Source organism: Clostridium beijerinckii (assembly GCA_003129525.1).
Taxonomy (GTDB): domain Bacteria; phylum Bacillota; class Clostridia; order Clostridiales; family Clostridiaceae; genus Clostridium; species Clostridium beijerinckii_D.
This window is the reverse complement of record CP029329.1, coordinates 183,935-196,274: the sequence shown is the minus strand read 5'-3', so window position 1 is coordinate 196,274 and position 12,340 is coordinate 183,935. Positions and strand designations below refer to the sequence as shown.

The window sequence follows — 12,340 nt, the reverse complement described above, 5'->3', positions numbered from 1 at the left end:
ATAAAAAAAGCAGCTATGCTGAAATCAATAACTTATAATATATTATCAAAGTTTTTTAGAAAGGAGGGGGGCTCTTGAAAAGAAAAAAAGAAGGTGCAAGCTTAATTGTGGTAGTAATTGTTTTTATGTTTGTAACTACAGTATCAATGGCTATGTTGTCCATGGTGGCTGGAAATTATAAAGCCAGAGTAATGGAAAGTAAAAGAATTGAAAACTTATATGCTTCCGATTCTGGATTAGATGTTGCTTATAATATAATGGCTAAAACATTTGATGCTGCAACTAAATACGGATATTATAAAGTCCAAGCTTTGAAAAGCCCGGAGGGTAACTCTGATAGTATAGATAATGATAATAAATATAAGGATTTAGAAGCTGATATCGAAGCATTAAAAGCTAATATTGTTAATTTAAAGAATGAAGAGCCTTCAGAGACTAGATCTCGAAAAGATATAAATGATGATATAGAAGAAAAAAATAATCTTATAACTGAATCAAAAAATCTTGAGCAGCTGCTACTTAATGAGGAGTTTAAAAGAACATTTAGGAATTTTATAGCACAATCATTAGAGAATGGAGAAAATGAGCCAGCTCCAGATAAGCTTAGAAATTCTATAGAAAATCATAAATTTTTTGATGTTGGCATAAGAGGAACAAATTATAATGATATCCAATTTACAGATAAAACTGTAGACTTTGGAATTAACAATAATAATGCTGCACCAACTCTAACACTTACACAAATTCATGATCCTATAGTTGTTTCGGGAACTTCAGAAATTAAAAGAATTTCTATTTCTCAAGGGCATCATAAAGCTGTAGAAATTACAATAACGCCAGAACAAAAGTATGAAAATATAACAGTGACTTCAAATTTCTACACTGAAAAATTTAATGGCAATACTAATTCTTCTAATAGAACAAATGAAAGAGATGTTGTAGAAACCTTTGATATGGTGATTCCAAATTTTGACGATGTATATTATCAAGAGGCAGCTTCAGATATGAATCAATATTTAGCAACAAAGGATAGAGCATTAACCGTTCATGGTAATATGAATGTAACCGGAGCTGATAATTTTACTGTTAATAATGGAGAGATATTTGTTGAAGGTGAAACCCCAAATGTAGGGGCAGATACTACTAGAAGCTATAAAAAGTATAATGGTGGAATAATGATAGCTAATAGTAAAAATGTAACTTTTAATGATAATGTAATTACTAGAAATAGCTTTAATATTAGAAATAATGCAGAAGTAACTATTGATAAAAATTTATATGGAAGAAATGTGTACTTGGGTGGTAAATATTATAGAGATGATTTAACTAAAGGGCTTAATGAGTTAGCAGTTAACTCAAAATTATATGTTAATCGTGGTGAAAAAGAAGATGCAACCAAAGGGCAAATTGCAATAGATAATGATTTAGCTTTCAAAGCTCAAAACTCCCAAATATATATAAAGGATTTTTATGGAATTAATGATAAAAATATTACAAGTAAAAATGCTTATGGAAACTTGGTAGATAAGGTTAAGTCTTCTAGTTCTATAATAGTTAACACAAATGATAATGAGTCTAGAATTGATATTAATAATTCAGCTTATATTATGGGAACTGCTCATATAAATACAAATGAAAGAGATGAATCAACTAACCAATATCAGACTGGAGAATCTGGAGCAGTAATAGGAAATTATATTGCGTATTCTGTTCCATTAGATGAAACAGAACAATTTGGTTATTATGATCCACTGCAATTAGTAGATAAAGTATGGAATACGGAAACTAATAAATTTGAAGAAGCTACTGTTTTTGATAAAGCGAATCACTTCACTGATTATTGGAATAGAGAAATTGATAAAGGTCAAGGTCATACTCCAAATACAGGTGGAATTATTTGGCCAAAAAATCTTGATGGTAGTATTAATAGTGGTAGTATTTGGTCGTCTGGTGCAATTGTTTATGAGATAGGTGGAAATAAGAATGTATTGAGAAGTCACTATATTTCTGATTTGGAAAATGATGATGGAACTGGAGCAATTTATAACAAGCAAGCGGAATTTGCACAAAAGGTATATAGGTTTAATCAAGAAGCTACTAAAAAATATGATTATGATTATGAGAAATTAACAGATTTTTCTGACCTAGTTAATACTCATAATATTGCTTCAGACACATCATATGAATTAGATAAACAAAATAATAAAGGTGAGTATGCTATTTTTAATGGTGATGATACTAAAGAGATTAAAATAGAAAAGTCTACTGATGGAGTGGAAAAGATAGATATTAATACTACAAATGATATAGTAATATACGTGACCAATAAAGGAACTGATTTAGCTCCTAAATATGACTTGAGTTCTGTTATAGTAACAGCAGGAAAGTTATCCATAGATGAAGATATTACAATTAATGGCTGTATAATAGTAGACGGTGATTTAAATATTAATAAGTCAGACGTTACAATTAATTATGATTCTGGAGTTGTAGAAAGAGTTCAAGCAAAAAATTCAGGGATTTTTGAAACCGTATTTGGTGGATGGATTATTCCACCGGATAATAATTCTATTGATGCTGATATTGGAAATTTAGCATCATCATACGATTTGAGTCACTTTTTAGAAAAGAAACTATGGAAAATAAGGAAATAGGAGGTGGGATTATTAGTGAAAAGAAAAAATCTGCATTTACATTAATAGAGATTATAATTGTATTAGGAATAACAGTAATAGTCTTAGGAATAGTAAACAGCATTTTTATTACAGGAAATAAGGTTTTTTCTGATTCGGATGTTAAAACTACCTTACAAATTGAAAGACAAGCAATTCAAGAAAAAATAAGTGATATTGGAATGCAAGCTGTAGAAATAAAATCTGTAAATGGAGATACTACCAGCAATGAACTTAATAATATTACAATAAGTTCATATGATAAAAATGGAAATCCACATGATTTTCATCTGGCAATAGTAGAAGATACAGAGAAAAAATATAAAAATAATAGTGAAATATATAAATTTACTATAGACGGACAAGAGATTTCTGGCAATATAAAGAGCTTTAAGATAGATAATAGTATTATTGATATTTCCGCATACACTGATGCTACTAAAAAAGCAACAGCATTAAAAAAAATTAGTTCAATTAAATTTGATATTATCTTAAGAAAAGAGAATGGTTACAGTAACGTACAACAACCTATTAATTTTGGAGTTGTTTTTAGAAATAAATAAAAAAGGAGGAATAAATTTATGAAAATAAAAATAAAATCATGCAAAAAATTTATAAGTTTCTTTTTAGCTGTAATTATGATATGGTCAATGGGATTTACAGGAGTTACTGTATCAGCAGCAACTACAGATGCTAATAATGGAGATTGGACAGCTGAAAATGTTACACTTCAAAGCACAGGTGAAGCTCAATTGATGGTTAGGGTTGGAGATATAGATAACTTTGGATTTGGATGGACATCAGTTAATCCTTTTTCTGGAAATGAAACGGAAACTCACAGTTTTCCTTTTTATCCTGAAACAGATGATAAAGATGGTACAGATAGAATTATGGTAGTATCAGGATATAATAGTAGATTTATAGACACTAATATAAATAGGGATGGATATACTGAAAAAACTCAAAGAACTGATAGAACTATATATAAGAAAAATAATAGTTATACAACAACAAATTCTTGGGGAGCAACATTATATAGTACAGATAATGATAATTACGTTAGACCAGTATATATGACATATGATTTAACTAATATTAGTGTGCAAAATGCTAAAATTCAAATGTTTGTAGATGACTTCCAACCGGGACAAGCTCATGGTATAAGTAGTGGGACTGTAAAATATACAGCTACAATAAATGAACAAGACTTTCCAGAGTTGACAAATATAATAAATAATTTAGACCAGTCGGGACCAAGAGGTAAAATGATAACTTTTGAAATTCCTCAAAGATTTTTGTATTTAGTTAGAACAGGTCAAATATATATAAAAATAGATGATGCAACATCAGGACATACTGGTGATGGTTATGCAATAGACTTTGTTAAACTTTTAATTAATAAAACGGATTCTACAACAAATACAGCTACCATAACTGGTAATGTACAAGATTCAAATAATAATAATTTACCAGGAGCTACAGTGTCAGCAGGAGGCGTTGTAACAGCGACTACAGATTCAAATGGAAACTATACACTTAATAATGTGCCGGCAGGTCAAGCTATAGTTACGGCATCAAAAACTGGATATAATTCCTCGACTGTAACTATACCAACAGTGGTTGCTGGAGGTGGATATAAAGCTAATTTTAAATTAACTTCTTCAACTCCACCTACTACACCAGTTATAAGAGCAACGCCAACAACTCTTACTAATACAAAAGTTACTGCAACTATAGGGTATTCATCTGATTCTACAATACAGCAATATAGAATTGACATAGGGGGAACTATAGGTGAATGGAAGGTTTATACAGGTTCTTTTGACGTTACACAAAATTGTACAATTGAAGCTCAAGGAATAAATCAATATGGAAATGAGTCACAAATAGCAAGTTATGTAGTCAGTAATATAGATAAAGAAGCACCAATATTGACATTAAACAAAAGTTCAATAGATGGAAAAATAACTGCAACAGCAACCGATAATGTAGCAGTAGCAAGTATAACAAAACCAGATAATACAGTAGTTCCAGGAAGTTCAACCACATATGTAGTAAGTGGAGATGGAACATATACATTTAAGGCAACAGATACTGCTGGAAATACAACTACACAAAGTATAGTTGTAAGTAATTTACCAATTATAAATGCTACTTTTAACTCATATACTCCGAATCCAGCAAAATCATCAGATGAAATAACTGTAAAATATAATATTAATACAGAACCATTTGCTTTATCAAGTGGAATGATAGATGAAGCTGTTTTTGTTGTAGATGAAACAAAAAATATGAATGATTCTCAACGATATACAAATTTTAGAAATGGATTTAATAATAGTATATTAGATGGAAGTATATTAGGAGAAAGAGACGTTAAATTTAATGCCGTGGGATACAACGAAAATGTTAATTTTCCTAACAGTGATAATTATAATTCATTAATTGGAAGAAAAAGTGAAAGAGAAAAATTGAGATTAGTCTTTCAAGATCAAATTAGCATGAGTGATAGCAGTAATAATAGGAATATAGAAAGTGCATTAGACAGAGCTAATAGGTTATTGCAAGAAAAAGGTGAGCAAGGAAAAAATAAAGCTATAATTTTAGTTACGTCTGGAGATGTTAATTATAATGCAAATAGTAATATAATAAAGACAATAAGTGAAAGTGGATATAAAATAATTAGTTTAGATTTGAGTAACTGCAATGGAACTCAAAACAATGATTTAAAAACACTACATCAGTTATTGTCAGGTAAAGATGAGGATTATATTATAGCGAAAGCTGATGGAGGAAATTACAATGAGCCTGAAAATAATTATTCTAATACAATTGCAAGCAAATTAAATGGAGAAAGTTCAATAACTGGTAATTCCATGTCAATTAAAGATGCAAAATTAAATATTGATTTAGGAGAAAATTTCACAGATGTAGATGATGGGGGATTAGACGGAAGTGGAAAAATACGTACAGTAACTATTCCGCAAATAAATTTCACTAAAAATAGCGCAACAGGATTATGGGAACAATCTGCACCTATTGAAGTAACTTTCAATGTTAACGCAGAAAGTCGTAAGTATGGGGAATTAGGTTTTGGTCTATATACAAATTCTGATAATTCCACATATACTAATAATAGCACTATATCATATACAAATTTTAATAGCATGTTAATAGATAAAGCAATACAGACTCCAACAATAACTATAAAGGATGAAGGGATTTCTAAGCAGAGTATTATAAATTCAAATAATACAAAGAGGGAAGCACCTAGTAAGGTTAATTTAGGAGAAACATTTAATGTTAATTATACAATTAATTTTAATAATCAAATCCTAGTTGAATCAAAACCTAACAGGCAACAATGGCTAGCTTGTGTTAAGGATAACTCAAATAATATGAATTATCAGATGGTAAATGATGTACAAGCTGGAAGTGGAACATCACGGGCAAGTGTTAGAGATGGAATAAATTTTAAACTTAATAAAAATAATATAAAATGTAATGAAAGTTATTCTTTTTCTAATGATTCATCTGGTAGCAGCCTTTCTAGTAGGATGAATGATGCGTTAGCAGCTGTTACACAGAAAAATTCTCAAGGTCATGAACGTGATATAGTTATAATGATAGGTACAAATATTTCAGATGGTGAATTACAAAATGCTATCGCTACTGCAAATAATATCAAAAGTCAAAGTGATAACTATAAACTTGGTATAAATTCAATTGTTATTAATATAGGAAATAAAACCGGAGAGGAAAACATTAAAAAGTTAGCAGGTGTATTAGGAGGAAGTTATATTTTCCTAAATAATGCAGATGAAGCAAGTAAAATAAATGATAATTATATATCTCAATTAACAGCCAATATAGCAGATAGTTATCCACTTAAAAATATATATTTCAGAGATACTTATTCAGATAACTTTGAGGCTGTAAATGCACCAAGTTTTATAACAATTGATAATACTAACAAGAAAATTGATGGTAGTTTTTATGCGAATTATTATATACAAGATGGGCAGATTAAATGTGATGATGTCAACTTTACTGTAGCTTATAGAGCAGTAAGTTATAAAGATTCATCATATATAGGGGATGGGATATTTAATGTTATTAACAATGAAACGGATCAAAAAATATTAGAGCGAGTAACTATTCAAGTTGTAGTTCCTGATACAATAAAACCAGAACCACCGGTAATAACAATTCCAGCCAATAATACAGTAACAAACGATAATACACCAACAATAAAAGGTACTGCAGAAGCTAATTTAACAGTAAAAGTGTATGACGGAACAACGCTTATAGGAACAGTAAAAGCAGATACAGATGGAAAATGGACACTTATACCAGAAACAGCTTTAGCAGATGGAAATCATGTAATAACAGCAACCGCAACAGATGCAGTAGGAAATGTAAGTGAAAAATCAAATAGTGTAAATATAACGATAGGTACAGCTGCACCTGTGATAGAAGTGCCAACCGATAATACAGTAACAAACGATAATACACCAACAATAAGCGGAACAGCAGAAGCTGATTCAACAGTAAAAGTGTATGACGGAACAACGTTTATAGGAACAGTAAAAGCAGATGCCGATGGACATTGGACACTTACGCCAGCAACAGGTTTAGCTGATGGAGCTCATGTAATAAAAGCAACCGCAACAGATGCAGCAGGAAATGTAAGTCCAGATTCAAATAAGGTAAATATAACTATAGCCTATAGCAGTATTTTAAATCATGGGATATATTCTGGAGAGGATAGTATTATAACAGCTTCTAATAATGCTGTGGCAGGAATTCCAGTAACACTAGCTATGACAGTAAATATAGAATCTTCAAATTCGATTATAAATTGGAAGAGAGATAATACTATTGCAGAAGGAACAATAGTATTTAAAAAATACCTTTTAGTAGATGATAGTAGTGAAATTGACACAACTGGAACTGTACAGACATTATCTTTTACTAATACTGGTGATATTAATCTAACAGGTTTAACAACAGAAATAGGTAAGAAATATCTAATAATGTATACTATTACTCCAGTAGAAGGTGGACCAGTTACTATGAGAGCAACTGCAGATGAAAAAAGTTCTAAATCTGTAACTTTAAATGTAGGAGCTATACCAGACTTATTCTAAAGTAATGTATATATATTACTTTGCAGTGAATATTTTATGTAGAAAAACAAGCTAATAATAAATAAAAATTTTCAAGTACAAGACCAATAAGAATATGAAAGAAAATAACAGATCTAAGTTGAGTGTATTGGAAGAGACAAACAAACTTGTAGATCTGTTATTTTTATGTACTTGAATGTGAAAAATTAATTAATAACATTGCTAGGTGACATATGAGTGCTTCCAGAGAAAGAATTTGATAGAATGGAAATAATAAATGGAAAGGTGGTTTCCGATTGAAATCAATAACGAATCTATCGAAAAAAATAAAACATATTTATGATGATATACATCACATGAAGAAAGTCAGTGAACTCATTGAGTATATTCAACCACAGGCAATTGAAAAGGCTGCAGCCTTGTTGCTTATCATATGGGTTATATCGCCAATTCTTGTTATAATTTTCAGTACTCCCATGCAAGATGTAGAACAGTCGAAATTGGTATTATATGTACGGTGATTGCTTATCTAGCATCATCTATGTTTGGAAATACCATGTATTACACAAGCGCATTTTTATTTATGATTCTGGGATTATCAGGTGGGATGCAAAAATTACTAGAGAGAAGCACTTCGATAAATATCTAGATTTAGTGTAGAATACAATCTGTTCTATGGTTGTTTTGATAGAATATTAACAGAGAAAGATTTTGATTATCACTTTGACAAATGCAAAATGACGGGTACTTTAAGAAATAAAATTAAGTAGTAAGGCAGATCAAAAAAACTAATTCATCCGCTTTTTAATACATAAAATAATTTTGTTATTTTAAATTGCATTTCAGAATTTTGTGGTATAATAAACAATATATGGTATATAGGGGGATAGTCTTTCATGATTGAGTTAGGAAAAGTGATAGTATTCGTATTTGTAGCATTACTTTTTATTTATATGGTAAGGATTAATTTTGTGGTTTCAAATAAATTTGGACATAAGAAATTGTTATCTGCTTCTATGATTGTTGGATTGGGATTAATTTCAGCAGGCACATTTCTCGACATGATATCTAATTCAATGAATGGAGAATTTAAAACTTTAATTTCAATATGTTTTACAGCAGGATCAATTATATTTGTATTATATCTAATACTATGGAGTAATCGCATGATAAAGATTATGAATGATCTTAATGAAGGCGCAAATAACGATTCGATGACAGGATTGTATAATAGGATGGGTTTTGAAAAGGTTTTTAAAAGAAAAATAGAGAAGAAGAAACATTTTTATATTATGGTTTTTGATTTGGATAAAACTAAGCTAATCAATGATAATTTTGGACATCTAAAGGGCGATCAATATATAATAAAAACAGCTAAAATTATAAAGGATCAAATAGGTAAAAATGGTTTTGTTGGTAGAACTGGAGGAGACGAATTTATTGCACTCATAGAAAACATAAATGAGGAAGAAATAGAAAATATTAAATTTTTTATAAAAAATCGTGTTTCACATATTTTTTACAAACAAAATACGCAAGTAAGCATAGGGTATTCAAAATATAAAAAAGATGGTGTGACTTTTAAAGATCTACTAAGTTGTGCAGATAAAAGAATGTATGAAGATAAGAGGCAACGAAAAGAGAGCATTTTTAATAATCAGGAAAGTATAATTTGACATTGAAAGGTTTGTCCGATAGCTAGCTACTGGACATTGTGCCCCTTGTGGGCATAAGTTCTTCTAAGCTTTAGATAGAGAAAAAATTGTATTCCTATTAAGAAAATTCCACCTAAAGCTAAGAATCACTTTATATTAGAATTATTTTTAATGAAATCTTAATTTTACTTTGACAGGTAATAATGTATAATAACCATATGTGATAAAATAGGTCGACATAATATTTAAACGTATGGGAGGAATTAATTATGAATACATTTGCTTATCTAATAGATATATTTCTGCATCTTGATAAATATTTAGGAATGGTAATAAATAACTATGGATTCGAAACATATTTAATATTATTTATTATAATATTTTTAGAAACAGGGTTAGTAGTAACGCCGTTTTTACCAGGGGATTCTTTGATATTTGCAGCAGCAGCATTGTCAGTTGAAGGAGCACTTAATATTTATTTATTAGTGGGAATTTTGATGGTTGCAGCAATTTTAGGTGATACAGTAAATTATGAAATAGGTAGGTTTTTTGGAAGTAAGCTCATTAAAATTGGTGGAGGAAAACTTATAAAACAAGAGCATCTTGATAAAACCAATGCATTTTATGAGAAGTATGGTGGAAAAACAATAATATTTGCAAGATTTATTCCAATAGTTCGAACACTCGCACCATTTGTAGCTGGAATAGGTAAAATGCATTATAGAACGTTTATTTCATTTAATGCAATAGGAGGAGTTCTATGGGTATTAGGAGTTTCAGCTTTAGGATATTTCTTCGGAAATATTTCAATAGTAAAAGAGAATTTTGAATTAGTAGTAATAGGAATAATAATACTTTCAATAATGCCAGCAGTCATTGAAATTTTAAAAAGTAAAATTAAAAAATCTAATGAAATAGTATAAGAATTCATATGTTTGATTAAAAAAAGCGAGACATAGTTATCTACAATAACTATATCTCGCTTAATATTTTAGTAAATAAAACATTGAAATTATATATATCAGATTTTCTGCATAATCCCCATGTTTTAACAACTAATTTTAAATTAAAGCTATAAATAGGCTTATATTTTTAATATACATCAAGAACCAGAAATAAGGGTAATGCTTTTGTGAAGTGTTGCATAAGAGGATTTTTATAGCTGTGATTCTAGATTATAAGTTGTTCCAAAATGCTTGTTCAAAGTTGACTTTGAAGCAAGCTTTTTGGGTACAACTTATAATCTTAGAATCACCTATAAAAATCCTCAGCAACCGGAACAAATGTATTACCCTTATTTCGGTAGTTTATGTATTAATTAAAAGCATTATATATTGCAGCAATTCCTTTTTCAAAATTATCATTTTCTATACCGACTAAGATGTTCATTTCGCTAGAACCTTGGTCAATCATTCTTATGTTGATTTCAGCATTTGAAAGAGCTGTGAATATTTTAGCTGCAGTTCCTCTTTGTTTAGCCATTCCACGTCCAACAGTTGCAATCATAGCCATGCTTGGATGTACTTCTATAGTATCAGGATTACATGCTCTTTTTATTTCATCTAATACTACTTTTTTCTTATGCTTCAATTGAGAATCTGAAATAACAAGGCATACTGTATCTATTCCAGAAGGCATATTTTCAAATGAGATATTGTGTTGCTCAAGAATAGATAATAGCTTTCTACAAAAGCCAAGTTCTGAATTCATTGATGCCTTAGTAATTGAAATTGCAGTAAAATCCTTTTTGCCAGCAATACCAGTTATAGTAGTTGGTTTTGTAGGAATATCTGTATCTTTTACTATAAATGTACCTTCATCTTCAGGGTTATTTGTATTTTTTATATTTATTGGAATACCAATCTCTCTAACAGGGAATATTGCATCCTCATGTAGCACTGAAGCACCCATGTAAGAAAGTTCTCTAAGTTCTGTATAAGTTATTTTACTTATTGGTTTTGGATTTTTAATTATTCTAGGATCTGCCATTAAGAAACCAGAAACATCTGTCCAATTTTCATAAAGATCAGCATTGATGCTTGCAGAAACTAAAGCTCCTGTTATATCAGAACCACCTCTTGAGAATGTGACTATATTACCGTCTTTATCTGCACCATAAAATCCAGGTATTACAGCTCTGGAAACTTTAGATAATTTAGAATTGAGAGCTGAATTAGTAGATTCTGAGTCTAAACAACCATCAGCATTAAATATCATAACTTCTTTAGCATCAATAAATTCAAAACCTAAGTAGTTAGCAAGTATTAAGCCGTTTAAGTATTCACCTCTACTTGCAGCATAATCACTTGAAGCTCCTTCTTCAAGATCCTTTTTTACGATATCTAAATGTTCAGTAATATTAAAATCTAAGTTTAAATCTTTAACAATACCGCAGTACCTATCTTTTATATGATTAAATACGTCATCAAAAGATATTCCGGTAGAAACATGGGCATGACAAAGATATAATAAATCAGTTATCTTTGAATCTTTAGAATTTCTTTTTCCAGGTGCGGAAGGTACTACGTATTTTCTTTCTTCATTAGATAATATTATGTCCTTAACCTTTTTAAATTGATTGGCATCTGCCAATGAACTTCCACCAAATTTTGTTACAATTGTACTCATAATTACAGCCCCCATATTTTTATGTATTTTTTAAAGTGATTCTTAACTTCAAGTTGAGTTTCCTTAATGGAAATACAATTTTTTCACTTGAAGCTTAGAAGAACTTATCCAGGAGCGTGCAGCCGTTAACTCCAACTTAGGTAGACATATCAAATCTATGATTTGAGGATAATCGATTACTAAGTGAGTTTCATATATACAGTAGTGTTACGGATGCTAGCTATCGGATAAATTTTATATATAAAATTGTAGCAAT

7 protein-coding genes are annotated in these 12,340 nt (G+C 29.9%); 6 read left to right on the top strand and 1 reads right to left on the bottom strand.

Annotated elements, in window-relative coordinates:
* The first annotated feature begins 74 nt into the window (after positions 1 to 74).
* From DIC82_00825 to DIC82_00800, 6 genes are all read left to right on the top strand, one after another.
* Complete coding sequence (locus DIC82_00825) at positions 75 to 2,654, top strand: hypothetical protein (GenBank protein AWK49723.1); 2,580 nt, start codon at positions 75 to 77, stop codon at positions 2,652 to 2,654.
* Positions 2,636 to 3,235, top strand: a complete 600-nt coding sequence (locus DIC82_00820; GenBank protein ID AWK49722.1) for a type II secretion system protein — start codon at positions 2,636 to 2,638, stop codon at positions 3,233 to 3,235. The genes DIC82_00825 and DIC82_00820 overlap by 19 nt, the downstream gene beginning before the upstream one ends.
* 18 nt (positions 3,236 to 3,253) lie before the next feature.
* Entirely contained in the window at positions 3,254 to 7,822 is a 4,569-nt protein-coding gene (locus DIC82_00815) for a hypothetical protein (GenBank protein ID AWK49721.1), read from the top strand.
* 275 nt (positions 7,823 to 8,097) lie between these two features.
* Positions 8,098 to 8,322, top strand: a complete 225-nt coding sequence (locus tag DIC82_00810; GenBank protein AWK49720.1) for a hypothetical protein — start codon at positions 8,098 to 8,100, stop codon at positions 8,320 to 8,322.
* A 375-nt stretch (positions 8,323 to 8,697) separates the two neighbouring features.
* Positions 8,698 to 9,477, top strand: coding sequence for a GGDEF domain-containing protein (locus tag DIC82_00805; protein AWK49719.1), 780 nt, complete (start codon positions 8,698 to 8,700; stop codon positions 9,475 to 9,477).
* A 248-nt stretch (positions 9,478 to 9,725) separates the two neighbouring features.
* On the top strand, positions 9,726 to 10,379 hold the full coding sequence (locus DIC82_00800; protein ID AWK49718.1) for a DedA family protein: 654 nt from the start codon (positions 9,726 to 9,728) through the stop codon (positions 10,377 to 10,379).
* Between the two features lie 391 nt (positions 10,380 to 10,770).
* Here the strand turns inward: DIC82_00800 and DIC82_00795 are convergent, their stop codons facing one another.
* Positions 10,771 to 12,084, bottom strand: coding sequence for an aspartate kinase (locus tag DIC82_00795; GenBank protein ID AWK49717.1), 1,314 nt, complete (start codon positions 12,082 to 12,084; stop codon positions 10,771 to 10,773).
* Between the last annotated feature and the right edge of the window lie 256 nt (positions 12,085 to 12,340).